This is a genomic window from Mesoflavibacter sp. CH_XMU1422-2 (assembly GCF_037029245.1).
Taxonomy (GTDB): domain Bacteria; phylum Bacteroidota; class Bacteroidia; order Flavobacteriales; family Flavobacteriaceae; genus Mesoflavibacter; species Mesoflavibacter zeaxanthinifaciens.
In genome coordinates, this window is record NZ_JAYMEE010000034.1 from 244,977 (window position 1) to 271,240 (window position 26,264).

The window sequence follows — 26,264 nt, forward strand, 5'->3', positions numbered from 1 at the left end:
TGTTTGTCAGGTTTTTAAATAAAATCTTATATTTTTGTTTTAAAAATAAGTTAAATGAAAAGAGTATTACTTTTTGTATTTACATTATTACTTTCAGTTTCTATCCAAGCACAATTTAACGAAAGCGCTCCTTGGATGAAAATGTTAAATACATCCAACAGATCAAGTGACAATCCTTTAAAATTTCAACAAATTGTAGATGCTTTCAATAATTATTGGTTAACACACGATAAAAATCAAAAGGGAAGTGGATACAAACCATTTAAAAGATGGGAAGCGTATTGGTCTAACTTTGTAAAAGAAGACGGGACTTTACCTACTTCGGAAGAATTATGGGATACCTATCAATTAGTACAAAATCAATCTCAAAACTTACGTAGTAGTAATGTACTAATAGATGAAAGTAATTGGATGCCAATAGGCCCATTTACACACACCAATACAGGTTCTTGGTCTTCTGGTCAAGGACGAGTTAATGTTATCGTTAAAGATCCAAATAATCCATCAATATTTTATGTAGGAGCACCTGCTGGAGGTATATGGAAATCTACAGATGCTGGTTTAACATGGAATACAACAACCGATAATTTACCTCAAATAGGTGTTTCAGGAATTGCGGTAGATGTCAATAATTCTAATATTATTTACATAGCAACAGGAGATGATGATGCAGGAGATTCTTACAGTGTTGGTGTTATGAAGTCTACAGATGGTGGTCAAACATGGAATACTACAGGTTTAAATCCTGGTAACTCACCAAGCTCTATGAATGACATATACATGCATCCATCTAACTCTAATATCTTATGGGTAGCAACTAATAGTGGTGTTTTTAAAACTACAGATGCTGGTGTGACTTGGTCTAATCAAAACTCTTTAGGAGGAAGTAATGGTACAGCTGGATTAAATATTAAAGACATAAAAATACATCCAACAAACCCAGACATTATTTATGCAGCTTCTAGTAGCAGAATTTATAAATCAACTAATGGCGGAGAAAGCTTTAGTTTAGTTTCAAGTGGCTTACCTAATAACGGCGTTTCTAGATATGTAATAGATGTAACGCCTGCTAATCCTAATGTTGTCTATGCGTTAGCAGCAGATAATTCGTATAACTTTTTAGGGTTATATAAATCATCAGATTCTGCTAATTCTTTCACAAACGTAGCTTCATCTCTTACTGTCGGAGATATATTTGAATCTCCACAAGCATGGTATGATATGGCAATGACTGTATCAGATACTAATGAAAACGAAGTGTATACTGGAGTACTTAATATCTGGAAAACTACAGATAGTGGAGCAACTTTTACTAAAATAAATAATTGGAGTTCTCCTTTTTCTAGTTCTTATACGCATGCAGATATTCATTTTTTAAGATTTTTTGACGGAGAATTGTTTGCAGGAACAGATGGAGGTTTTTATAAATCAAGTAACGGAGGTACAAGTTTTACAGACCTTACTGCAGGTATGCAAATAAGTCAGTTTTACCGTATATCTGTATCAAAACAATCTTCAAGTAAAATGGTTGGCGGTTTACAAGATAACGGTGGACACGCTTTTTCTAATGGACAATGGCAAAACTATTATGGTGCAGATGGTATGGATACTGCAATAGACCCTAATAATTCTAACTTATATTATGGTTTTACACAAAATGGAGGAGGATTGTATTATTCTACAAATGCAGGTGCTTCACTAACAGGTAATGTAAGTGCTCCTGCAGGAGAAAGTGGTAACTGGATAACACCTTTAGCTATGAGTGCTAATGGCGAATTATTTTCAGGTTATAATAGCCTTTACAAATTACAAGGTGGAAGTTGGGTAACAGTTTCACCTTCTTTTGGAACTAATATAGATGTTTTAGAAATAGACGAAATTAATCCTAATAATATTTACGTAGGTACTAATTCTTCATTATATAAAAGTACAGATAATGGTGTAACATTTAATTTTACTTATTCGTTTTCTTCAAATATTACTTCTATAGAAGTTAATAATACAGATAACAATATTATTTATGTTACAACATCTGGTGTTGCAGGTCAAGTTTATAAATCTGTAGATGGAGGGATTAATTTTACAAGTATCTCAACAGGCTTACCAAATGTGACAAAAAACAGCATTAAACATCAGGCATTACATACTAAAAACCCTTTGTTTTTAGGAACTAGTTTAGGTGTATACAGGTATGATGATGATACTTTAATGTGGGAATTATTTAATAATAACTTACCAAACGTATCTGTAAGAGATATAGAAATTAATCTAATAGATAATAACATTACAGCAGCAACATATGGAAGAGGTATTTGGCAATCAAGTATTCCTTATGAGTTACCTCAGGATGACGTTAAATTAGTTTCGGTTTCTGGAATAGGACAAACAATTGAATGTAACGCAAATTTAGCACCACAAGTAGAGCTTTATAACAACGGACAAAATACGATTACATCTATCGACTTAACTTATAATATAGATGGCACACCTAATATGTTTACTTGGACCGGTACATTAGCATCAGAAACTTCTGTAATAGTAACTTTACCTTCATTAACATTGTCAAAAGGAACACATTCATTTAACGTGTCATCTACAATAAATAATGATACTTTTGCCGAAAATAATACCTCAGAAACTTCATACATAAAAGCTAACGCGTCTGGAGCAACACTTGTAGTTAATACTTTTGAAACACCTGAAGAAGCATTATTAGTTTATGACGAAGGTACTACAAATCAATACTGGCAAAGAGGTTTAGCAAGTGGTACAACCTTAAATAGCACTGTTAACAGTACAAATGTATATGGTACTAATTTATCAGGTAATTATGCAGATAATACTAAAAGTTATTTAGTATCAGAATGTTTTGATTTAACAACAGTGTCATCACCAACGTTAGAATTTGATATGGCTTTTGATTTAGAACAAGATTGGGATATTGTATATGTAGAATACTCTTTAGATCAAGGTGCAACGTGGAGTTTACTAGGCTCAAGTACAGATGTAAACTGGTATAATAATGGACTAACATCAGGAGAAAACGAAACTTGTTATAATTGTCCAGGAGGACAGTGGACTGGTGTTAATACAACTATGACACACTATACTTATAATTTATCTGCGTTTGGTACGGAGACTAACTTTATGTACAGATTCGTATTTCATTCAGATCAAGTTGTTAATGAAGAAGGCGTGATTATAGATAACCCAATCATATCTGGTACACCTTTAAGTACAGAAACTTTTAATAGTGAAACATTTAAAGTATATCCAAACCCTTCTACAGGTATATTTAATTTAAAGACTGATAGCGTTCAGCAATTAAGTATATCAGTAATAGATATAACAGGTAAAGAAATATTTAATCAACAAAACGTAAATATTCAAGACAATAATTATAAAATAGATTTAAGTGATTATTCCTCAGGTATTTATATTTTAAATATTAAAACTTCAACATCAACAACAATTAAAAAGTTAATAGTTAAATAAAAGTTAATATAAACTTAAAAAAAGCGCCTTTCAAACTTATGTCAGGCGCTTTTTTTATATCTTGAGTCGCGTAATAACTAACATAGTCAATACTTATAACAATGAAATTCAACTTTAAAAATTTAGCATTATTGAGTGCTTTAGGCGGTGTTTTTCTTCTTGGTTGTAAAGAAGAAAAAAAAGCTGAAGAGATGGAAACAGCTCAAGTAGAAGTTTTGCCTGGTATAAATACAGAGTATATGGATACTTCTGTAAAGCCTAGCGAGGACTTTTTTAGATTCGTAAACGGAAAGTGGTTAGACACTAACGAGATTCCTGCAGATAGAACAGTTTGGGGTAGTTTTAACGAGTTAAGAAAAAAAACAGACGAAGATGCTTTAGCAATCTTAAAAGAGGCTATGTCTAATGATAAGGACTTAAAAGGTATCCAAGTTGTACCAGGTTCAGATCAAGAAAAAGCAGTGTTTTACTACCAAACTATTATGGATACTGTAGGTCGTAATAAAGCAGGTTTAGACCCGGTAAAGCCATATTTAGCTAAAGTAGAAGCAATAAATAACATTGAAGACTTACAAAACTATATGATAGAGGTGGAGCCAGCTGGTGGCGGTGGTTTATATGGTGTAGGTGTTGGTGCAGATCCTAAAGATAGTGACCGTAATGTAGCTTATTTAGGTGGTGGTAGTACAGGTTTACCAGACAGAGATTATTATGTAAAAGATGATGCAGATTCTAAAGAAAAAAGAGAAAAGTATGTAGCACACATTACTAGAATGTTACAGTTTTTAGGAGACTCAGAAGAAGAAGCAAAAGAACAAGCAGAACAAATATTAGCTTTTGAGACGCGTCTTGAAGAAGCTAAAATGGATAAAGTAGATAGACGTGATGCTCGTAAACGTTACAATCCAAGATCTATAGAGCAAGTACAAGAAATGGTTCCAGAAGTAGACTGGAAAAAATTCTTTGCTGGTGTAGGCTTAAAAGATTTAGATACCGTAATTGTTGGCGATTTAGGTTATTTTAAAAGATTACACGAAGTATTAGCAGATAATAATGTAGATAACTGGAAAGCCTACTTAAAATGGAATACATTTAGAAGTGCTGCAGGCTACTTAAGTACAGATATCGAAACTGCTAATTGGGAGTTTTACGGAAAAGAACTTAACGGTGCAAAAGCACAGCGACCAAGAGAAGAGCGTGCTTTAGCAGCTTTAAACGGAACTTTAGGAGAAGCTTTAGGTAAATTATATGTAGATAAAAAGTTTCCGCCAGAAGCTAAAGAAAAAGCAGAGAAAATGATTAAAAACGTAATTCTTGCTTTTGAAAAACGTATAGAAAAGCTTGACTGGATGAGTCCAGAAACAAAACAAAAAGCTATCGAAAAACTAAAAGCGACTAAAGTTAAAATTGCGTATCCAGACAAATGGAAAGATTATTCTGAATTAGATGTTAAAAGTGTAGAAGAAGGCGGATCTTACCTACAAAACTCTTTAAATGCAAGAGCTTGGAACTTTAATGAAGACATCAATAAATTAGACAAACCAGTTGATAAGTCAGAGTGGTACATGGCACCTCAAATTGTAAATGCATATTTCAATCCATCTTATAACGAGATTGTTTTTCCAGCAGCTATTTTACAACCACCTTTCTATAATTTTAATGCAGATGATGCTGTAAATTACGGTGGAATAGGAGCAGTAATTGGTCATGAAATCTCTCATAGTTTTGACGATTCTGGTGCGCGTTACGATAAAGACGGAAACCTTAACAATTGGTGGACAGACGAAGATTTAAAACAATTTGAAGCTTTAGGTGAAGACCTTGCAAATCAATATTCAGAAATCGAAGTGTTACCAGAAACAAAAATTAACGGTAAGTTTACTTTAGGTGAAAACATTGGTGATTTAGGAGGTGTTTTAGCGGCTTACGATGCTTTACAATTAAGCTACGAGCAAAATGGTAGACCAGAAGAAACTATTGATGGATTTACACCAGAACAACGTTTCTTTATGAGTTGGGCAACAGTATGGCGTACAAAAATGCGTGATGATGCTTTAAAAACAAGAATTAAAACAGATCCACACTCACCAGGTATGACAAGAGCTGTACAACCTTTACTTAATGTAGATGCTTTTTACAAAGCTTTTGATATTAAAGAAGGAGATAAAATGTACATTGCTCCAGAAGACCGAGTTAGAATTTGGTAATCGATAAAGATTTAAAAATAAAAAAGCCTTCAGTTACCTGAAGGCTTTTTTTATAATTTCAATTTAAAACTACTCTTTAGTTTCTGTAGTTGTTTTTGCTGCTTTTTGTTGTGTTAAAGCATTTTTAGCTAAACTAGCCATATTAAAATTAGGAGCTAAAGCTAAAGCTTCATCTAACTTTTTAATAGCTAAATCTATATTTGCAGCTTTATCTTGATTGTATTTAACTAATGCGTCTAAATAGTTAAAAGCTGCTTTTAATGGCACTGTGTAAGGTTGTTGCGTTTCGTAGTACGTTTTTCCTTGTTTTTCTTTTATACCAGTTATACCTAAGTTAACATAGGCTTTAGCTTGTGTTAGGTTATTAATGTTTAGATTAAGCTCTGCAATTTCATAAGCCACTAAAGCATTTTTTGTTTTGTTGTAAATTTTAGTGTAAAAAGGAATTGCTCTTTCAAATTCACCTAAGTTTTTTAGCGCTACAGCTTTTACTTCTATTGCAATATCAGAATCTGAGTCATTATTGTCAATACCAATAGTATTTAATGCTTGCGAAAATTTATTGTTTTGAAGATAGATGTAAGCTAAAGTATCTTTTCTTGCTTCAGATGGTTTTAAAATATTTAAATGCGTCATTGCATTAATAATACCTTGTACGTCACCTTGCATTTGCATTTGTTGGTAATACGCTTCGTAATGCTTTATTAAAGCGTCATTATTTTGAGCCGTAAGACTAAGGCTAAAGCAAAAAATAGATAAATAAATTATGTGTTTCATTTGTTAAAAATTTTTGTGGCTCAAAACTAAAAAAATATTTCACTTATTAGGCTTAAAATAAGTGAAATAAGCGTTAATTATTCTAAGCTAATTGTCTTTTTAACAATAATAGCATCATTCAGCACAAAAGGTTTAGGCATCATATCTTTAGATCGTTTAGGAATGCTAAATAATTCATTGTCTAATAAATCATTAGATGCTTCATAAAGTTCTATGCTAGTTTTTTGATTTTTTGGGACAGAAATTTCTAGCTCTAAAGGCTCGTCATTTGTTACATAATAACAGAATAATCTATTGCTTTTTCTATGGTTGAACACAGCAGAATCTTCTTCAGTTTTCTTTTCAATTTTAACTCCATTTATTTTAAAACTATGAAACACATTTGTGGTGTCAGAAAACAGCTCTATACGTTGAATGTGTCTTTGGGAGACAATACAAATATTATATGATCGTAAATTACCAATTATAGTGTCATTAGAAATTTCAATTTTTGGTTGAGGTATATTTTTTATCGGTGCAGATTTAGAATAACTAAAACCTGTGCCATATTTGCTACCAAAGGTATTATTGCCAAAAGCCCTAGCTTTATCAGGAGTTTCACCTAAAAAATTAGTCGTATAAGTATCTAATATTTTATCGTAGGTTGCCCAAACTGCAGTATTTTTATTTGCATCTAATGCGTAAACTAAACTATTTGGTTTTGGTGAATCCTCTGTAAATTGCGAATTGAAATGCGCTACTAAAAAGCTAATAATTGCTAAAGTAAAAAAGCCATAACTCCATCTTTTTTTATGTTTTAAAAATCCAAAGACAGGTAGGCAAAGTCCAAAAATAAGCACCAATATTATAGCAGCTACAAATAATATTTTTAGCCCTAATCCAACAGGAAACATTTTTATTAATGGTGACATAATAGATAATACAGGTATGCATAAAAATGCCAACAGAATAAGGCTAGGTTTTTGTTGTCTTATTAACACAAAAAGCGCTATTAACCCAAAATATACTGGGATAATAAAATAGCTTGCACCTTTTAGACCAAAAGCTGTTAAAGCACAAATTAGCAACCAAAAAAATAGTGGTGCAATAAGTAAACTGCTAACATTATTAGTCTTATATACTTTACCGTAAACGTAAAAACTGATGGCTAAAGTTAGTAATACAAAAAGCCAGATGTAGGTGTGACCATTATAGGTAAAACCGTGTAAAATTTCGTTGTATTCTGGATAGATGGTTAAAATTAATTTCCATCCAAAAAATCCAACAAGTCCTGAAATTAGTAGGCTTAATAAAAAGGCAATAAAACCTTTACCAATATCTTTCCCTTTTAATTGTCGTTGTTTAAATCCATAAATTAATAATGCAATAAAAGCTACAAAAGCAATAACTAACATTGGTATAATCCAACTAAATGGGTAAGTAACTGTCTTAAAAAAAGGAACATTAAAATAGATATAATCTTCAGTGCTTTTTAAGTTGGTTAGATTAGCTTGGCTAAAATGTTTTAATAAAGGCATCAAATACGTGCCTTGATGTTCTAATGTATTTCGGTTTAAACGCTGGTAATTGTCATTAGCTGTATGGTAATCAAAATGATCATCGATAAAAGCAAAATTAAAACCTTCAATATTACCATCACGTCTAAAAACGGTTAAATCGGTATCGTTTGGCAGCATTTTGTAAATACTATATGCTAAACTATTGGCTACTGGATATTCTGGGTTTGCAGCTACAAATTCTTTCATCAAATTAGCATTTCCGCCATTTGTTTCAATAAGCATATAACTTGGTCCGCCGCTTCCTCTAGCTTCAAAGTTTAAAACTAAACCAACATCTTTTGCCCAAGGATGTTTATTTACAAATAATTCGGCACCATTTAATCCTAGTTCTTCAGCATCTGTAATACAAACAATAATATCGTTTTTAGGTGTGTTTCCTTCAGCTAAATACGCACGCAAACCTTCTAAAATAGTAACCACGCCAGAACCAGCATCACTTGCACCGATAGACGAATGTGGATTACTATCGTAATGCGTTAACAGCATTAAAGCTTTGCTGTTACTTTCGCCTTTAATTCGTGCTAAAATATTGACAGGTTTTGTAAAGTTGTTCCATTGACTATTGGTAAAACCTTCTTGAGTTTCGGTAATTAAACCTAGTTTTTCAAGTTCAGAAATAATATAATTTCTAACACGCGCATTCTCTTTATTTCCTGTAAAATGAGGTGCTTTAGAAATTTCTGCTAAATGCATTAAAGCTCTATCTGTAGAGAATTGTGATAACGGCGTATCTAAGTTTGAAATTTTATTAGGAAGAAGTGCATCGAAGCTTAAATATACAGCTAAGCACAATACAAGAATAGCAATTAGTTTTTTAAACATTTTGAAGGTTTTGGTTTGCAGTATAAAAGTAAGAAATAATTGTGTGTATAAATATTTTAGGATAAGTGATTGAAAATAAGTAACTTTAGTTAAACCGAAAATTAAAAATTATGGGAATTAAAAGTTTTGAAGGTTCTAGAAAAGGACAACAGCAAGTAGATGATACCTCTTTACAGGTTAAAGATTACATGACTAAAGATTTAATTACTTTTAAACCTACACAAAGTGTTGAAGAAGTTGTAGAAATTTTAATTAAACACAAAATTTCAGGTGGACCAGTTGTGAATGAAAACAATGAATTAATAGGAATTATCTCTGAAGGTGATTGCATTAAACAAATTAGTGAAAGTAGATACTACAACTCACCAACCCAAGATAGTCATGTAGAAAACCATATGGTAAAAAATGTTGAAACTATTGATGGTAACCTAAATATTTTTGATGCTGCCAATAAGTTTTTAAGCGCTAAACGCAGACGTTTTCCTATTATTGAAGATGGTAAATTAATTGGACAAATAAGCCAAAAAGATATTTTAAAAGCGGCTATGCAATTAAAAGGACATAACTGGAAACCTTAACGACCGTGTTTTGGTTTTAAAGCTTCTGTAGCATCCGTAATTAAAATTTTATTTTTGTCTTTTGCCACTAGTGTTGCTACACGAGAATAGTTATAATCTGAAACAGGCTGTTCTAATTCTACCCATTTTACGTAGCCAGCAACAGTAATACGTTCGCCAACTTCTATAATAGATTCGCGGTAACGTAATTGTTTGTTGAACCCAAAAAGTCCTGTCGATTCTATGCCGTAATTATCTAAAAGCGACTGAAACTCTGGTGTTGGGTCATTAAATGTTCCTGAATTTGCTTTTTTATCAGACACCAAATAGGCGTAATAATTTTTAGGATTTTGCTTCGGGAAAATAAGCAATCTTTCACCAGTTTGCTCTACAAAAAAATCTTGAATTTTCTCCTCATCAACAATAGTTTTCCAATGTGAGTTTTTTCCGCTATTAACTTTCTTTTCAATAACAATTTGATAAAACACACATTCGCGTTGACTTAAAGGAGCAATTAAAGGTTGATTAACGTTAAGAGCATTGCCTTCAACTTTAGAATAATGATGATTTTGTAAACTACCTATTTTACTAAAACGTAATTTTTTAAGCCGACGTAAAATAATGGTCTTTGGATTAAAATAGTAGATTAAAAAAATAATTATAGCAACAACAGAAACAATAGAGATGATTATGATAGATTTTTCCATTACGATAATTAAAAGCGTTTAATTGTACTGTATAAGTAGCGTTTTATAGATGTTAGTTACAGTTATTTTCCAGCTTTTAAAGCATGCAATGCAAAAGAAGCTAACCAATGTGCACCAGCATATTCGCCAGTATCCATTTTTGAATAACTATCATTAAAATGTGTATTAGCTAATGCAATCATTTTATTGTTATTTAGTGCTTTTCCTATTTGGTATAAACACCATGTTCTACTAAAGTTTAACCCATCTAAATGTGCCATTTTACCATCGGTTTTATCAACAACTTCAACAGGAGATATGTATTGCGATGGTTGTGTTCTAAACCCAGGTAAAAATTGATCCAGCCATGTTAAGTAGTCTTCTTTAGGTAATACTTTTAACATCAAAGTAGCTTCTTCTAAGCATGGTGATAAAAAATCAAATCCGCCAGGTTCCCAATTTATGGGACAACCTTTATCATTTTGATAGAAGACTTTAGCTCTTTCTTTAATAACTTTCGCTAATTCTGGACTGTAATTTTCAGCATAATCTAAAGCAAAGCTCATTCCAAAAGCAGTGTTTGGGTGTTCTCCTACACGGATTGGATAATTTAATTTCTTAAAAAATTCGATACACTTACTTTCGATTAATTGGGTTAAAGGTTCTAAATTTTTATCTAATGCTTTTAACTCAGGAATATTAGATTCTTTTAAGCTTTTAGCTAATTTTAATAGCCAAGCCCAACCGTAAGTACGCTCAAAAGTTTTGTTATGTACATCATCAAAGTATTCAATTTCTTTTAAAATATTTTCTTTAGAAATTGTTGTTTGTAGTTTTTTTATAATTTCATCTTTTTCTTTAAAATCTGGGTACGTGTTAAGTATGTTAACTAGTGTCCAGTGACCGTGCACAGCGCTATGCCAGTCAAAACAACCATAAAAAGTAGGATGTAATTCTTTAGGTGTTTTTAAATACGTACTGTCTCCTAAAACTTGCCCTAATTTGTTTGGGTATTCTTGATCAATACAAGTATAGGCAAACGTGTATAAATAGTCTGCTTTTTTTGTGTCAATAGTAATAGGTTTTACTATTTGTTCAGTATCAGTTTGTTGACTTTTGTCATTACAGCTAAGTGTTATTAGTGCTAAAAAGAGTAGTGTGTATTTCATATTATTGTCGTTTTACAAGTGCGTAAAAATCATTGTCTAAAGGTAAATACCCTTGATCGTACACAAAGTAATAGATTGTTCCTGCTTTGGTGGTGTAAATGCTAGTAAAGTAGTTAAAATCAAATCCTTTTTCTATCAATTTTGTACGTGTAGTTTTTGTCTTTTGATCTGGATTTAAAGCCTCTAATATGCGCCAATTTTTACGTAAACGGTTGTTTATATTTCTGATTAAATTTTTTCCGTCTTTGTTTAATTTATTGTTATACGCGTTACGACAACCATCAGAACAGAATTTTTTATCAATTCTTCCAACTATTTTGTCGCCACATTCTGGACAGGTTTTACTCATAGTTTTGGATTATTAATTTTATACCAACGTAAAGTCATTTTTTCTGGCGGAAAATAAAAATCGTTTAAATAATGTAAACCAATTTTTAATAACGCATTGTGTGATGCTTGATTATCTATGTGCGTTGTAGCATAAAGACGTTTTAAATTTAAAACTTCAAACGCAAATTTAGCAGCAGCTTTACCAGATTCGGTAGCGTAGCCTTTTCCCCAATAGTCTTCAATTAAACGGTAGCCAATGTCATAATATGTTGTGAAGCCATTCATATTATATTCGGTGTTAAGTCGTAAACCAGACCAACCCACAAAATTACCCGTAGCTTTTTCTATGACCGTAAATCTGCCAATACCACGTTGTTTATATTGTTGTTTTACACTGTCTATAACCTTTTGCGCTTCAGCTTTTGTCTTTATTGGTCTATTACCTAAATATTTATGAACGTTTGGATTACTGTCTAAAGTAAACAAGCCATCAAGATCTTCGTCACGCATTTCGCGAAGTAGTAAACGCTCGGTTTCTATATTAAAGGTCATAATTGAAATTTAAAGACAGTAAATTACAAAAATTATTCGTTTACAAATGATTACGTTTTGCAATTAATATCGTATTGGTACCATTTACTCTATTTAAAGTTTCAGTTTTGTACTTGTTTTGATTTAAAATTGAAATAATGCTAGCTAACTTCTGGTCGTTATTTTCATGTAAAGCAGCATTAAAAATGATTTGGTTTTTAGCCGAAGCTGTTTTTATAATTGCTGTCCAAAAATTGTTTGCTAAAACAAAGTTTGGTACTTTGGTATCAATAAAAATGTCTATGATGATGAGGTCAAAATTCAATGTATTTTCATCTAAAAAATCAACAGCATCTTGACAAAATATCTTAAGGTTTTGATCTGTTTTTAAGCTGAATTCTTCTTTAGCTAAATCAATAACTACAGGATCGATATCTACTCCGTAAATCTGTTTTTTATAGTTGAAATCTTTTCGTAATGTTTCAATAACACTTCCGCCACCAAGACCTAAAACCAAAATATTCTCTACGGTTTTTAGTTGGATTTGCTTTAATCCAAATTTCAAAATTTGCTGTAAACTACCGTAAGAATAGTTAGCATTTTTAGTGTTTAAATGTTTTTTTCCGTTGTACCAAGTAATTTCTAAAGTATCGCTATACTTAGATTTTATTTTTTTAGTAATCGGGTAGAAGTAGCTTAAAAGTCTTTTCATTACTGGTAAAAGTAGCTTTTTTGTTTTAAATAAAAAACATTTACAAACGACAACAAACGATTACATTCGACATTAAATAGGTAACAACCGAATAAAATTTGCAAGCTGTCTGATCTTTGCACTGTCGAAACATAAGAACTCGATAGTATTAACTGTTTAACATTAAAAATTATAATTATGAACGCATTAAAAAACAAAGTACAGTTGATTGGTAGATTAGGACAAGATCCAGAAATTGTAACCTTTAACGACGGAAACAAAATGGCTAAATTTAGTCTTGCAACAGACGATAGCTACAAAGACAAAAATGGTAACAAAGTAGAACGTGCGTATTGGCACAATATAGTTGTTAAAAACGGTTTAGTTAAAGTAGTTGAAGACTATGTTACTAAAGGTCAAGAAATAGCTATAGAAGGTAAATTAACTAACCGTACTTGGGAAGATAAAGAAGGTAACAAGCGTTATGTTACAGAGGTAGTATGTAACGAGTTGTTGATGCTTAGTAAATAAGTTTTAGATATCAAATTAAATAAAAAAGGCTCGCTTTAAGCGAGCCTTTTTTATTGTTATTATTCTTTCCAGAATTCTTCAATTTCTTCTAAAGATTTTCCTTTAGTCTCTGGTATAAATTTATAAGTTAAAAATAAAATCACTAGGATAAACGCGATAAATATAAAGTATGGCATTGATCCATTCCAAGGAGCGCTATTGTTAGCTTCACTTTCCATCACCATAGGGAATGATTGAGAGACTAAATAATTTGCAGCCCATTGTGCTGCTACAGCAACAGACATAGCTACACTACGGATTTTATTAGGGAACATTTCAGATAAAATAACCCATACAATTGGACCCATAGACATAGCAAAAGAGCCTATAAAAATTAAAACTCCTAATAAAGATATAAAGCCTACTGCATCTTGCTGTAATGATACTCCTAAAAGTAAAAATCCTAGAATCATACCTATAGAACCAATATATAATAAAGGTTTTCTACCAAACTTATCTACTGTAAACATAGCGATAAAGGTGAATACAAGATTTACAAATGCTAATAATATTTGTTGAGCTAAAACATCTTCTTTACCAAATCCTAAAGCCTTTTCAAAAATATCTGCACCATAGTATAATACAGCGTTAATACCTGTGAATTGTTGTAAAACAGATAATGCTGTTCCAATAACTATTATAGCTAAAATCCCTTTAGAAAAATAATTAACTTTTACCTTGTTTTCAGTTTTTACAAAAGAATTTTTTATTTCAACAATTTCTTTTTTAGCTTCTTCTACACCATGTATTTTATTTAAAATTTGTAACGCAGCACTATCATCTCCTTTTAATGCTAACCAACGTGGGCTTTTAGGTACAAAGAATAATAGTATTAAAAATAAACCACTTGGGATTAATTCTGACCAAAACATACGTCGCCATCCAAAATCTATATTTTCGGCTTCTGTTAAATTATTTCCAATAAAATAGGTAGCTAAAAACACTACAAAAAAACCAACAACTATGGCTAATTGGTAATAAGTAACCATTTTACCTCTAATGTTACTTGGTGCTATTTCTGCAATATACATAGGTGCATTCATAGAAGCTATACCAATACCTAAACCTCCAATAATTCTAAAAATAACTAATAAGGTTACAGATTCTTCAAAAAATGAAGGTAAACCTGACCCCCATGCAGAAATTGTAAATAGTATTGCAGAGATAATCAAAGAATACTTACGTCCTAGTTTAATACTTAAAGGTCCAGCTACAATTGCCCCTACAAAACAACCTAAAAGTGCACTACCAACAACCCAACCTTTCATAGCTGCGTCTAATTCAAAATACTTACTTAAGTAAAATTGTGCGCCGTTAATAACTCCTGTGTCATAACCAAATAGTAATCCACCTAAAGCAGAAACTATTGTGATTAGTAATAAGAAAACTTTTTTATTCATTTTAATCTATTAGTGTTAGTTAGTATCTTTTTTTAAAAACTGAAAAGTAATAAAAAACAGGTAAATGATCTGAAGGATATTTTAAATCCCAATTATCACTTAAAACTGCATATTTTTTTACTAAAATAGATGATTTTGTAACAAAAATATAATCTATCCTTCTTTTAACAGTTTTATCAAAATGAAAACCATTAAAAGTACCTTCTGGTCCAAATGCTAATTTCGCAATATTTTTACTATCGTCTAAAGTAGATGTGATTATTTGTATAGGTTTACTATCAGGTTCTAAGTTAAAATCTCCCATTAATAAAACTGGATAGTTTTTTGTGTTTAATGTGCTTATCCTCTCAAGAATTAATGTCGCGCTTTTTTGTCTAGCAACTTCACCTACATGATCAAAATGCGTATTAAATACCCAAAATGTTTCTTTTGTCTTTTTATGTTGAAATAAAGCATAAGTGCAAACACGATTACAAACTGCATCCCAACCCATACTTACTTTGTTTGGTGTTTGTGACAACCAAAAGGTTGAAGATTTCACAACTTCTAAGTCATTTTTTTTATAAAATATTGCGGAATACTCACCTTCGTCTTTACCATCATCACGACCAACACCAACAAAACTATAATCAGTTAACAAACTATCTAAATCTTTCATCTGATTTGGCATAGCTTCTTGCACACCTAAAACATCAGGTTCGTAAAATTTGATTTGATTAACCATGAATGGTTTACGGTTTGTCCAACTGTTTTTACCTTCTTTTGGATAATCTAATTTGATGTTGTAGCTCATTATTTTCAAGTCTTGAGATAAGACCGAAAATGAAGTTAAAACAACTAAAAGTGTTATAAAATTTTTCATCTTTATTCTACATAAATAGTTTCAATTTGTTCCGAAATTCCGTTTTCATTATATGCTTCTATGGTAAAATAATACGGTGTATCTCTATCTAAGCAGCGCATAAAATGAGAATTAGCATCGTAAACTTGCCAAGATTGGTACAATTTGTTTGGTGCAATTCCCCAACGTATGTTATAGCCTTGAGCGCCTTCAACTTTATCCCAAGAGAATGAAATATCTCTACGGTCTTTTTCGCGATTAATTTTGAAATTTGACACCTTGTTTGGTGCTTCACCTAAACCTAAACCAAAAACTCTAACTTCGGACATGGCAAAGTTGTTTCCTGGTACTCTAATGTTATTATATCTAACGTATTTTGCTTTTACAGGTTTGTCTAAAACAAGATAGGCGTTTGGTGCGTCAATCTCAGATTTACTTCTATCTACAACGGTTTTCCAGTTTTTTCCATCTTCAGAAGTTTCAATAGTAAATTGATGTTTTAAACCTTCAACACGTGTGTAAATTCCAGATTCGTGATCGTGGTAATTTAACTGAATAGCGTGTACAGTTCCTTCATTTAACAATTCAATAGTCATCCATTGTTTATCGTCATTAGCTTCAGCAACCCAAAAGGTTTTTGGGTTTTCGTCGGTTAAAACTTTTGAAGTTATTTGTCCTTTAGCATTGGTTTCTGTAGGGATTTCTTTGACTTCAACTTCGTCATCATTAGACGTAAATTTCATTATTTGTTGAAGCGAAGATGAAACTGTTACATTGCCTTTATACGATAATAACATCCAACCGTTATGTTGACCGGCTTTTGTTGGATGATTAGCGCCATAACGTGGATAATCGCCGTACGATGTGTTACTGTACATTAAACCGTCTTCATCAAAATAGGTAGGAAACATACATAAACGACGTTCCCATTGCGCGTTAGATGCCAACGCCATCGTCGCAAAATGCCAGTATTGACCGTTGGTTTGCTTTACTGTAATACCGTGTCCTGCACCATTGGTAAATCCACCAGGTTTAAAACTCATCGGATTATTTTTCATATAGGTGAAAGGTCCAAGTGGTGAATCTCCAATATAAACACCATCTGCGTAAACATTAAATTGTGTACCTGGTGCAGCGTATTGTAAGTAATATTTTCCGTTGTGTTTAGTCATTGACGCACCTTCCATATAACCTTCTTTTAAAGTTGGATGAAAGTTGTTTTCGCCAAAACGTTCCCAACCGTGTTTTTCTTCATCTAAATTTATTAGCTCTTTTCTAACGCCAGTTTCTAAAAAGCGGTCATCTTTATTCAGCATTTTTACACGAATAGGATGCACGTTAGAACTTCCCCAATATAAATACGATTTGCCGTCATCATCTATAAACAACTCAGAATCTTGAATGTTATTTGAAATGGAAGCAGTTGGTGTCCATAACCCTTTTTTAGGGTCGTCGGTATATAAAATACTTCCGTAACCTGCTGGATCACCAGCAAAATAAACTAACGAATCTTTGTAGTTGAAAGCTGTTGGTGCATTGCTACCTTCAAAAAACCATTGTTGTGGTTTTATGAATTTCCAGTTGACTAAATCTTTGGAATGCCAATACCCAAATGATCGTGTCACAAACATATAATATTCGCCTTTAAACTCAATTACAGCTGGATCTGCACCAGAACGATAGGATTTGTTTCTGGCAGAATTGTAAACCATATAAGTGTAATCAATGTCTAACGGATTGATGTAAGTTTGTGTGGTATCTATTGTTGTTGCTTCAGCTTTATCATCCTCTGAAACAATAGTATTTTCTTGTTTTTGTTTACAAGATACCATTGCTGTAATTACGAATGCGAGTTGTATAGTGTGTCTTAATTTCATTTTAATGATGATGATATTTTGATCCTGTGTTACCTCTTAATCTGTCAAATTGCTTGTAAGCATTATCTACACGCTGCTTTGGCGCTTTTTCAAATTCTTTTTCGGTAACTTTATATTGTTGCTGTAATTCGGCTAAACGTGTTCTTAGTTTGGTTTCAATCTCGTCATAATTTTCGTCATCGATAAGATTAGTTAACTCTTTTGGGTCGGTTTGTAAATCATATAATTCCCATTCATCAATATCGTCATACACGTGAATTAACTTATAACGATTGGTACGTATACCATACATCTTTTTTACCATATGGAATGCTGGATAATCGTAATAATGGTAGTAAACCGCATCTCTAAAATCTTCATTATTTTCAGTGCCATCTAATAAACCTGTAAAGGATTTTCCTTGCATATCATTAGGTATATCAACATCTGCAAAATCTAAAAATGTTTCAGCAAAATCTAGATTTTGGGTTAAGCCTTCAACAACAGTTCCTGGTTTAATTTTTTCAGGATATTGAATTAATAATGGCATTTTTAAGGATTCTTCATACATAAAACGCTTATCAAACCATCCTTTTTCGCCTAAATAAAAACCTTGGTCAGACGTGTACACAACAATGGTGTTTTCGGTTAAACCATTAGCATCTAAATAATCTAATATCTTCCCAATACCTTCATCTACCGAAGCTATCGTTGATAAATATTCTTGTAAATAACGTTGTCCTTTCCATTCTGCTAACGCCTTTCCAGATAAATTAGCATCATGAAAGGCATCATTTTTTGGTTGATAGGCTTTATCCCAAGCAGTACGTTGCTCTGGTGTCATACGTTCAAAATCAGTTTTCCAAGGATTCCAAGCCAATTCTGGATTGCCTTTTTCTTTGGTCATTTTAAGGTCATGACCTTCGTACATATCACGATAAATGGTTTGCAATTGCTCTTTTGATGCTGTTGAATTTTCGTGCTTTGTAAAATACGTATCAGGTAACGGAAATTGCACCGAATCGTACTTATTAACGTGACGTAAAGCTGGCATCCAATTACGATGTGGCGCTTTGTGATGTATCATTAAAAAGAAAGGTTGGTCGCTGTTTTTCTTTTCATCTATGTAATCAATTGCGTAATCTGTTATTAAGTCGGTTGCATAGCCCTTAACCACAGTGGTATCTGGTAATTTGGTTGTCCAATGCGCAGTGGTATCAATGTGTTTTTTGTTGATGTGAACCGTATCTTGAATCTTAATAAACTGTGGATTGTAATAGTTACCTTGATCGTTTAAAATATTCCAGTGGTCAAAACCTTCAGGATAACCGTGTAAATGCCATTTACCGACTATTGCAGTGTTATAACCTGCTTCTTTTAGTAATTTTGGAAGCGTTTGTTGCGAACCATCAAAGCGGTCGCCATTCATTCTAAATCCATTAACGTGACTATGTTTTCCTGTTAACACTACAGCACGACTTGGTCCGCAAATAGAGTTGGTACAAAAATTATTTTTGAAAATCGCACCGTTTTTTGCCAATCTATCAATGTTTGGTGTTGGTGCAAGTTGACCAATAGGATGACCATACGCGCTAATGGCTTGCGCTGCGTGGTCGTCTGCCATAATGTAAATGATGTTTGGTCGTTTTGAGTTTTCAGTTACTTCAGTATTGACAGCTTCTGACTTGTTTTCTTTGCAACCTAAAACCACAAATAAAAAAGCTAAAAACAAAAATATAAATAGAGAGTTACTAATACTCTTGTTCTCGATACATTTCGACTTTTGGGTCGAAATACTCGAACTGACGATTTTATATGTTTTCAAAGAATCCATTACTCTTTAGTTTTTATAATTTTAGTTTGAATGATTTCATCGTTAATTACTGTACGCTCAAAAAAGTTGAAGACCTTATCTAATTCTTCATAAGGAATTCTGGAAATTTCGTGACGTGCTTCCTTTACAATATTGAAATAGAAAGACGTTTCAAATTCCTCTAATTTATCAGCAATAATTTTAGAACCATCTAGCATTATATAACCATCTTTTGTTGGTGCGCAATAATGGTGTGGCGCATTTCCGTAAGGCACTAGTTGGTCTTTTGTACCGTGATACAACACCGTTGGCACAGCATTTTCTGGCGTCATATAACTTGCATCTACAATAGCACCAGCGCACGAAAAAGCGCCCGCGAATTTAACATCGCTATACGCTTCGGCATTATCTATAAAATACTCGCGCATAAACACTGCATTTAGGATACCTTCAGCACCAGCGCTACTACCACCAGCAATGATTTTTGTAGTATCAATTTGAAGCTCGTTAGCGTGTTCAACCACATATTTTGCTGCATCCATATAATCGATAGCAGCTTGTTTAAAGGTCTCAAGCTTTTCGTCCTTACTACAATCGCAACCAAAACCTGTTTTTGTACCTTTTCTTAGCAAACGGTACGAAATGGAAATACCAATGTAATTCTGCTCTTTCGCTGCATATTTAACTAAATTTTCATCATCTATGTATTCTCTATGACCACCTGAAAATCCGCCACCATGCATCCAAAGCAATACAGGTAACGTGTCTGTTTTTTTGATGTTTTCTGGTGTGTAAACGTCTAGTTTTAATGTGTCTTTTCCTTTGATCGAGTAGGTGTAAGTCACTTTGTTTTGTGCCAAAAGGGAAAAGCCTATTAGTAAGATTAATGATGTTAGTATGTTTTTCATAAAAATTCATGTTTGTCAGGTTGAGCGCAGTCGAAACCTCTTAAAACACTTCGATTTATTTCAGAAAGTGCTATCATTAAAAAAAACCACACACGCCATTAAAACTAGGGAAAACGTCTTATATTTTGTGTGTGGTATAATAGTTTGCTATTAATCTAAAAGTTTGAATGAATTTTTTAATGCAACATCAGAGTTTGTTCCGATAGCTACTTGAAATTCACCAGGTTCTGCAACAAAATCTAAATTAGAGTTGTAGAATTTTAAGTCTTCAACCGAAATTTTAAAAGTAACTGTTACAGTTTCGCCCTTTTTAATAAATACTTTTTGGAAGCCTTTAAGCTCTTTTACTGGTCTTGTTACACTACCAACTAAGTCTCTTATGTATAATTGTGCTACTTCTTTTCCGTCGTAATCACCAGTATTTGTAATATCTACAGAAACATTAATTGTATCGTTTTGAGACATTGATGTTTTATCTAGTTTAAGATCACCATACTCAAAAGTAGTGTAGCTTAATCCGTAACCAAACGGATATAAAGGTTCGTTACGAACATCTAAATAATTGGTTTTGAATTTTTCAAAACGACCTTCGTCGTTTCCTAATGGACGACCTGTATTTTTGTGATTATAGAATAACGGAACTTGACCAACATTTCTTGGGAATGTTGCCGTTAATTTTCCTGAAGGGTTAACATCACCAAACAGCACATCTGAAATAGATAAACCAGCTTCGCTACCAGGAAACCAAACATTAAGGATTGCCGGAACGGTTTCACTCTCTTCAACTAACGTTAAAGGTCTACCTGTAAACAGTACTAAAACAACCGGTTTTCCTGTTTTTAATAAGGCTTGTAATAAATCTTTTTGAACTTGCGGAATACCTAAATTTGTACGACTACTACTTTCGCCACTAAACTCAGCAGACTCACCAATTGTAGCTACAATAACATCAGATTTTTTAGCGATTGCTAAAGCCTCATCAAGCATTTGCTGATCGGTTCTTCCATCTCTTGGTATATCTTTACCAAACATTGTAGCGCGTTTTTCTAGGTCTAAATCATAATCTAAGTTACTTCCTTTAGCATATAATAAATTAACATTGTTACCAACGGTTTGTTGTAAACCGTCCCAAACTGAAATAGAACTTTGATGATCTGTAGATACAGACCAAGTACCAGCCATATTATTATTAGCTTTAGCTAAAGGACCAATAACAGCAATAGTACCAGATTTTTTTAATGGTAAAAGCTGATTATCATTTTTTAATAATACTGAAGATTCTGCACCAACAAGACGTGCATAATCTCTATTTTCTTGTGTGTAAGTTTCGTTTTTAGCACGTTCTTCGCTGCAATATTTGTACGGATCGTCAAATAAACCTAATTGGTATTTTGCGGTTAACACACGTGCAACAGCAGTATCAATATCTTCCATAGAAATTCTACCTTGGTCTAAAGCACCTTTTAAAGCATGGGTAAAAGAGGCTTTAATATTTGGCGAATCACCAGCCATATCCATATCTAATCCAGCTTTTAATGCTAGCGAAGTTACATCGTATTCGTCACCCATTCCGTGTGCACGCATTTCGTAAATACCAGTATAATCAGACACTACAAAACCATCAAATCCCCAATCATCACGAAGTAAATCGGTTAATAACCATTTGTTTCCAGTTGCAGGCACACCATCAATCTCGTTAAACGATGCCATTACAGAGCCAACACCTTCGTCTACAGCAGCTTTGTAAGGCGCTAAATATTCGTTATACATTCGAATACGACTCATATCTACTGTATTGTAATCTCTACCTGCTTCTGGCGCACCATATAATGCAAAGTGTTTTACACAAGACATTAAGGTATTATTTGCAGCCATATCATCTTGCTGATAACCACGAACCATAGCGCGAGCAATAGCGCTACCTAAAAACGGATCTTCACCATTTCCTTCGGAAACGCGTCCCCAACGTGGATCGCGAGAAATGTCTACCATTGGCGAAAAGGTCCAGTTAATACCGTTTGCACTTGCTTCATTAGCTGCAATTTGTGCTGTTTTTTCAATCATGTCCATATCCCAAGAGGCAGATAAACCTAAAGGAATTGGGAATGTGGTTTTAAAACCGTGAATTACATCCATTCCGAAAATAAGCGGAATACCAAGTCGGCTTTTTTCTACTGCTATTTTTTGAACTTCGTATATGTTTTTGTGATCTTTTATATTGAAAAGTCCTCCAATTAAACCGTCTTCAATTTTCTTAACAACGTCCGTGCTTTTTGAAGAACCTGTTGTAATTGGACCAGTTGCAGGAAGATTTAACTGACCTATTTTTTCATCTAAAGTCATTAGATTTAAAATAGAATCTACTTGAGTTTTAAATGGGTTTTCTGAAGTTTTTTTAGAAGTTGAAACATTGCTTGTATTACAGCTAATTAGTGAAACAGCAATAATTGCGACTAAGGTATTTTTTATGTTAATTATTTTATTCATTAGTTTTTGTATTAGAAAATAGCCATGTTAATAATTCTGGTTCTGCAAATGTAGAATCCCAACTATTGTGATTGTCATCTGCATAAAGTGTAAAATTTGGTGTGCCACCAGCATTTAAAATAGCGTTAACCATTGTTACAGAATGTTGAGGTGTTACCACATCATCTTTTGCACCATGAAAAACCCACATTGGTACTTTTTTAGCAAAAGACGTTACAGTATCTGGATTACCGCCACCACAAATAGCAAATGCAGCAGCGAACATATCTGGTTTGCGGTAAAGGATTTCAAAAGTTCCCATTCCTCCCATAGATAATCCGCCAACATAAACTTTATCAGTTTGTACATAAGGTTTTTTTACCATGTCATCCATTAAGTTCATTACCAAACTTAAGGCTGTAGTTGGTGCTTCGTTTTCAGGAAAAGTTATATTTAGCGGGTAAGAACTTCTGTCTACATTTGCATTTGCCCAATAATCTTCTTTAGGACATTGAGGAAAAATGACTATTGAAGGAAATGCGCCTCTATTCATTTTATCTAAAAACAATTTACTACCATGGGTTAACTGTTTTTGGTTGTCGCTACCACGTTCGCCAGCACCATGAAGAAATAATACGACAGGATATTTTTTGTCTTTAGAAAAATTTTCAGGGTACATAATACGGTACTTAAGCGTGTCTTTGCCTTTAATATGAATCTTTTCTTTATAAAGATCTTTTTGTGCAAATGCTAGTGATGTAATTAGTAGCAGACAAAAAGTAATTTGTGTTTTAATGTGTTTCATTCTTAGTGAGTTTAATAGGTGAATCCTAGTGTGTCTAATCCGTTTTGTACATCTTCGTTTTGCATAAATAAATTCCACAGTAAACCTGTACGGTAATTTTCTATCATGATGATTTGCGGACCTTGGTCTATTGCCAAATAGCGCTCAGTCACCCAATTATATTGCGGGCTAAATGCATCATAAAAACCAGCAGGTCCCATTAATTCATTTTCATAGAAATAATGCATTGCTGCTAAGGATTTTTCTGGTGTATATGGAATAGAGCTTATTGCTGCAGTTGGCGAAATCGTACCATTATCATTTTCTGGTTCGTGAGCAGAATACCCTACAGAACCATCAGAATTACGTGTGTAACTTGCTGTTAATCCCCAACAATCTGGACCATAATCGGCAAAATTATTTGGATTACTAACACAATGCTGATAATTAATATTGGTGTGATTAACATTTAAATCCCAATAATTAGCATATTGATCGTTTAAGTCGGTTGGATTAAGTCCTAAATACGAATAATGTGCCCAAAATAAAGGACCAGTACCCGAACCTGCATGATCTAAAATTAATGGAATACTATATTGACTTGATGATGATACTATATTACCATTACTTGCCCAACCTTGATGGTAAACATCTGCTGAAATTGGATAATCAGGCGATGCTGCACCAAGGATAAATGCTATTAATGTTTCGTTATAGCCTTTTAATTCTAAGTTTATGGCGAACTCATCTGATGGACTCCAATGCCATAATAATTTATTTTGGTTATTAGTATACCAATCCCACTCGACACCTTTCCAAAGTATATCAGCTTGATTGGCTAAAGCTTGTTCTTCGGTAGTTCCGTTTTTAAAATATTCTTTCACACAAATTAAGCCTTGAACAAAAAATGCTGTTTCAACAATATCTCCTCCATTATCCAGTGTGCTAAATGGTATTGTAGCGCCAGAAGCATCATCTATCCAATGTGACCAAGCTCCGTGAAAACGATCTGCATTTTCGAAGAAGTTTAGTATTTGTGTTAAACGCTGTACGCCTTCAGTTTGAGAAATATAACCACGTTCTATGCCTACTATAATAGCCATAAGGCCAAAACCGCTTCCTCCAGTTGTAATTACATTTTGACTGTCTGACGGATTGTTAGGATGGTAACGTTCTTTAGCTGCACCAGAATTAGTACCAGCATAATCCCAAAAATACTTGAAGGTTTCTTGCTGGGTTAAATCCAGAATTTCTTCATCCGTTAAGGGATCTACTACCACAGGATCGTCATCATTTGCGTTGTAAGGTTCTTGATAGCCAGGACCATCATTGTTACCACAATTTAGAAAAAATGTTATTAAAACTAGTAAACTGAAATTTTTCATCTAATTCTTGTTTTCGTGTTTAAAACCTAACTTTTTTAATCCTGTTTGTACATCGCTATTTTTCATAAATAATTTCCAGAATAAACCTGTTCTGTGATTTTCTATCATTACCGGAATTGGACCTTGATCGATTGCTAAATATCTTGGTAAATACCAATTATGCTCAAAACTAAAAGCATCATAAGGACCATATTTTCCAATCAAACTATCGTGATTTTTATAAAGATTTTTTAGCATTTGCATGCTCTCTTTTGGTGTGTAAGGAAAAGAAGATAGTGCTGCTGTAGGTGATACAACACCAAGATCGTCTCCTGGTCTATGACCAGCGTAACCCTTTACTGAATAGCTTGAGGTAAATCCCCAAATATCTTTACCGTATCCTTTATAGTTTTTTGGATTATCTATAGCGTATTTATAATGAATTTTTGCGTGATTTTGGGTTAATTTCCAATAATCACCAAATTGATCTGTTAAGCCTTTAGGGTTTAAGCCTAAGTAAGAGTAATGTGCCCAAAATAGCGGACCTATTGGTGCGTCGCTATGTTCAAAATAGTCTAAAACTAATTCTTCATCATAATATGAATCTTTAGAAACAATAGCACCGTTTCTTGCCCAACCTTTTTCGTAAACTTCTTTTGATATTGGATGTGTTGGTGAGGCAGCAGCTAGTACATACATAATTAAGCATTCGTTATAACCACCGACAGGAAAATTCATATCCCAACCGTATTCTGGTGACCAATGCCAATACAATACGTCTTTGCCTCCTTTGGTGTACCAATTCCATTCTACTTCTCGCCACAATTGGTCTATTTTGGCTACTAATTCTTGCTCTTGTTTGTTTCCGTCTTTAAAATATTCTGAAACTGTAAGTAACCCTTGAATTAGAAAAGCTGTTTCTACCAAATCGCCACCATTATCTTTTTTTCCAAATGGGTAAACTTTGCCGGTTTCTCCATCTATCCAATGTGACCAAGCACCATGAAAACGGTCTGCGTTTTCAAGAAAGTTAACGATTTTAGTATATCTATTGAAGGCTTGTTCTCTAGTAATCCAACCGCGTTCTACACCAACTAAAATAGCCATAAGACCAAAGCCAGTTCCTCCGGTTGTTACTGTGTTTTTTGGTGAAGTAGGATAGACGTCATCCATATGAAGACGCTCTCTTGCCATACCAGAATTAGGTTCGGCACCATCCCAAAAGTAATTGAACGTCTGATATTGAATAGTGTCTAATAGTTGATTTTCGGTTAATTCAACTTTAGTATTATTAGCTAAAGCTAACTCAGAGTTTTCTTTGTTTTTGGTATTGTTTTTACAGCTAAAAATTGATAATAGTATAGCTGTCAAAACAAAAATGTTATTTTGATGGTTTAATCTCATTAGAAAAAATTAAGATAAACTTTAGCTGCATTTA

At 33.1% G+C, this 26,264-nt stretch carries 20 protein-coding genes; 4 read left to right on the forward strand and 16 right to left on the reverse strand.

Going from position 1 to position 26,264, the window contains the following annotated elements:
- Positions 1-54: 54 nt before the first annotated feature.
- Both WA340_RS05225 and WA340_RS05230 read left to right on the forward strand, forming a co-directional pair.
- A complete protein-coding gene (locus WA340_RS05225; protein ID WP_336127695.1) occupies positions 55-3,495 on the forward strand; it encodes a T9SS type A sorting domain-containing protein in 3,441 nt (1,146 codons plus the stop codon).
- Positions 3,496-3,596: 101 nt separating this feature from the next.
- Entirely contained in the window at positions 3,597-5,702 is a 2,106-nt protein-coding gene (locus WA340_RS05230; protein ID WP_336127696.1) for a M13 family metallopeptidase, read from the forward strand.
- A 69-nt stretch (positions 5,703-5,771) separates the two neighbouring features.
- On the opposite strand, the gene WA340_RS05235 is transcribed toward WA340_RS05230, so the two are convergent.
- The gene (locus tag WA340_RS05235) at positions 5,772-6,479 is read right to left on the reverse strand and encodes a hypothetical protein (RefSeq protein WP_336127698.1); all 708 of its coding nucleotides are present in this window, start codon (positions 6,477-6,479) and stop codon (positions 5,772-5,774) included.
- Positions 6,480-6,556: 77 nt separating this feature from the next.
- Positions 6,557-8,860, reverse strand: a complete 2,304-nt coding sequence (locus WA340_RS05240) for a M28 family peptidase (protein ID WP_336127699.1) — start codon at positions 8,858-8,860, stop codon at positions 6,557-6,559.
- A gap of 110 nt (positions 8,861-8,970) precedes the next feature.
- On the opposite strand from WA340_RS05240, the gene WA340_RS05245 reads away from it, so the two are divergent.
- Positions 8,971-9,438, forward strand: a complete 468-nt coding sequence (locus WA340_RS05245) for a CBS domain-containing protein (protein ID WP_027879176.1) — start codon at positions 8,971-8,973, stop codon at positions 9,436-9,438.
- On the opposite strand, the gene WA340_RS05250 is transcribed toward WA340_RS05245, so the two are convergent.
- From WA340_RS05250 to WA340_RS05270, 5 genes are all read right to left on the reverse strand, one after another.
- Entirely contained in the window at positions 9,435-10,124 is a 690-nt protein-coding gene (locus WA340_RS05250; protein WP_027879175.1) for a hypothetical protein, read from the reverse strand. The genes WA340_RS05245 and WA340_RS05250 overlap by 4 nt on opposite strands.
- Before the next feature lie 62 nt (positions 10,125-10,186).
- Positions 10,187-11,272 (reverse strand): DUF2891 domain-containing protein, encoded by a 1,086-nt coding sequence (locus WA340_RS05255; protein ID WP_304143916.1) that lies wholly within the window; start codon positions 11,270-11,272, stop codon positions 10,187-10,189.
- 1 nt (position 11,273) lies between these two features.
- Positions 11,274-11,621: a hypothetical protein gene (locus WA340_RS05260; protein ID WP_027879173.1), complete on the reverse strand. Its 348-nt coding sequence runs from the start codon at positions 11,619-11,621 to the stop codon at positions 11,274-11,276.
- Positions 11,618-12,154 carry a GNAT family N-acetyltransferase gene (locus WA340_RS05265; protein ID WP_304143913.1) on the reverse strand — a complete coding sequence of 179 codons (537 nt, stop codon included), beginning with the start codon at positions 12,152-12,154 and terminating at the stop codon, positions 11,618-11,620. The genes WA340_RS05260 and WA340_RS05265 overlap by 4 nt, the downstream gene beginning before the upstream one ends.
- Positions 12,155-12,194: 40 nt before the next feature.
- Entirely contained in the window at positions 12,195-12,845 is a 651-nt protein-coding gene (locus WA340_RS05270) for a fused MFS/spermidine synthase (RefSeq protein WP_106680328.1), read from the reverse strand.
- 177 nt (positions 12,846-13,022) lie between these two features.
- On the opposite strand from WA340_RS05270, the gene WA340_RS05275 reads away from it, so the two are divergent.
- Entirely contained in the window at positions 13,023-13,355 is a 333-nt protein-coding gene (locus WA340_RS05275; protein WP_304143910.1) for a single-stranded DNA-binding protein, read from the forward strand.
- 59 nt (positions 13,356-13,414) lie between these two features.
- Here the strand turns inward: WA340_RS05275 and WA340_RS05280 are convergent, their stop codons facing one another.
- The 9 genes from WA340_RS05280 to WA340_RS05320 form a co-directional block, all read right to left on the reverse strand.
- Positions 13,415-14,794, reverse strand: coding sequence for a sugar porter family MFS transporter (locus WA340_RS05280; protein WP_304143907.1), 1,380 nt, complete (start codon positions 14,792-14,794; stop codon positions 13,415-13,417).
- A 19-nt stretch (positions 14,795-14,813) separates the two neighbouring features.
- The gene (locus WA340_RS05285; RefSeq protein ID WP_336127702.1) at positions 14,814-15,656 is read right to left on the reverse strand and encodes an endonuclease/exonuclease/phosphatase family protein; all 843 of its coding nucleotides are present in this window, start codon (positions 15,654-15,656) and stop codon (positions 14,814-14,816) included.
- A gap of 2 nt (positions 15,657-15,658) precedes the next feature.
- A complete protein-coding gene (locus tag WA340_RS05290) occupies positions 15,659-17,512 on the reverse strand; it encodes a family 43 glycosylhydrolase (RefSeq protein ID WP_336127704.1) in 1,854 nt (617 codons plus the stop codon).
- Between the two features lies 1 nt (position 17,513).
- The gene (locus WA340_RS05295; protein WP_336127706.1) at positions 17,514-19,223 is read right to left on the reverse strand and encodes a sulfatase family protein; all 1,710 of its coding nucleotides are present in this window, start codon (positions 19,221-19,223) and stop codon (positions 17,514-17,516) included.
- A 101-nt stretch (positions 19,224-19,324) separates the two neighbouring features.
- Positions 19,325-20,212, reverse strand: a complete 888-nt coding sequence (locus WA340_RS05300) for an alpha/beta hydrolase (RefSeq protein WP_336127708.1) — start codon at positions 20,210-20,212, stop codon at positions 19,325-19,327.
- Between the two features lie 150 nt (positions 20,213-20,362).
- Positions 20,363-22,699 carry a beta-glucosidase BglX gene (bglX, locus tag WA340_RS05305; protein WP_336127710.1) on the reverse strand — a complete coding sequence of 779 codons (2,337 nt, stop codon included), beginning with the start codon at positions 22,697-22,699 and terminating at the stop codon, positions 20,363-20,365.
- Positions 22,692-23,483 (reverse strand): prolyl oligopeptidase family serine peptidase, encoded by a 792-nt coding sequence (locus WA340_RS05310; RefSeq protein WP_336127712.1) that lies wholly within the window; start codon positions 23,481-23,483, stop codon positions 22,692-22,694. The genes bglX and WA340_RS05310 overlap by 8 nt, the downstream gene beginning before the upstream one ends.
- A gap of 11 nt (positions 23,484-23,494) precedes the next feature.
- Positions 23,495-24,847, reverse strand: coding sequence for a glucoamylase family protein (locus WA340_RS05315; RefSeq protein WP_336127714.1), 1,353 nt, complete (start codon positions 24,845-24,847; stop codon positions 23,495-23,497).
- The gene (locus WA340_RS05320) at positions 24,848-26,230 is read right to left on the reverse strand and encodes a glucoamylase family protein (protein WP_336127716.1); all 1,383 of its coding nucleotides are present in this window, start codon (positions 26,228-26,230) and stop codon (positions 24,848-24,850) included. It lies immediately after the preceding gene.
- Positions 26,231-26,264 lie beyond the last annotated feature (34 nt).

Bases quoted from the DNA above. Each gene is read 5' to 3' on its own strand.
- WA340_RS05265 (WP_304143913.1), bottom strand. From the start codon at position 12,154: ATGACCTTTAATATAGAAACCGAGCGTTTACTACTTCGCGAAATGCGT.
- WA340_RS05300 (WP_336127708.1), bottom strand. From the start codon at position 20,212: ATGAAAAACATACTAACATCATTAATCTTACTAATAGGCTTTTCCCTT.
- WA340_RS05255 (WP_304143916.1), bottom strand. From the start codon at position 11,272: ATGAAATACACACTACTCTTTTTAGCACTAATAACACTTAGCTGTAAT.
- WA340_RS05245 (WP_027879176.1), top strand. From the start codon at position 8,971: ATGGGAATTAAAAGTTTTGAAGGTTCTAGAAAAGGACAACAGCAAGTA.
- WA340_RS05235 (WP_336127698.1), bottom strand. From the start codon at position 6,479: ATGAAACACATAATTTATTTATCTATTTTTTGCTTTAGCCTTAGTCTT.
- WA340_RS05285 (WP_336127702.1), bottom strand. From the start codon at position 15,656: ATGAAAAATTTTATAACACTTTTAGTTGTTTTAACTTCATTTTCGGTC.
- WA340_RS05270 (WP_106680328.1), bottom strand. From the start codon at position 12,845: ATGAAAAGACTTTTAAGCTACTTCTACCCGATTACTAAAAAAATAAAA.
- WA340_RS05250 (WP_027879175.1), bottom strand. From the start codon at position 10,124: ATGGAAAAATCTATCATAATCATCTCTATTGTTTCTGTTGTTGCTATA.
- WA340_RS05275 (WP_304143910.1), top strand. From the start codon at position 13,023: ATGAACGCATTAAAAAACAAAGTACAGTTGATTGGTAGATTAGGACAA.
- WA340_RS05320 (WP_336127716.1), bottom strand. From the start codon at position 26,230: ATGAGATTAAACCATCAAAATAACATTTTTGTTTTGACAGCTATACTA.
- WA340_RS05280 (WP_304143907.1), bottom strand. From the start codon at position 14,794: ATGAATAAAAAAGTTTTCTTATTACTAATCACAATAGTTTCTGCTTTA.
- WA340_RS05315 (WP_336127714.1), bottom strand. From the start codon at position 24,847: ATGAAAAATTTCAGTTTACTAGTTTTAATAACATTTTTTCTAAATTGT.
- WA340_RS05260 (WP_027879173.1), bottom strand. From the start codon at position 11,621: ATGAGTAAAACCTGTCCAGAATGTGGCGACAAAATAGTTGGAAGAATT.
- WA340_RS05240 (WP_336127699.1), bottom strand. From the start codon at position 8,860: ATGTTTAAAAAACTAATTGCTATTCTTGTATTGTGCTTAGCTGTATAT.
- WA340_RS05225 (WP_336127695.1), top strand. From the start codon at position 55: ATGAAAAGAGTATTACTTTTTGTATTTACATTATTACTTTCAGTTTCT.
- bglX (WP_336127710.1), bottom strand. From the start codon at position 22,699: ATGAATAAAATAATTAACATAAAAAATACCTTAGTCGCAATTATTGCT.
- WA340_RS05310 (WP_336127712.1), bottom strand. From the start codon at position 23,483: ATGAAACACATTAAAACACAAATTACTTTTTGTCTGCTACTAATTACA.
- WA340_RS05290 (WP_336127704.1), bottom strand. From the start codon at position 17,512: ATGAAATTAAGACACACTATACAACTCGCATTCGTAATTACAGCAATG.
- WA340_RS05230 (WP_336127696.1), top strand. From the start codon at position 3,597: ATGAAATTCAACTTTAAAAATTTAGCATTATTGAGTGCTTTAGGCGGT.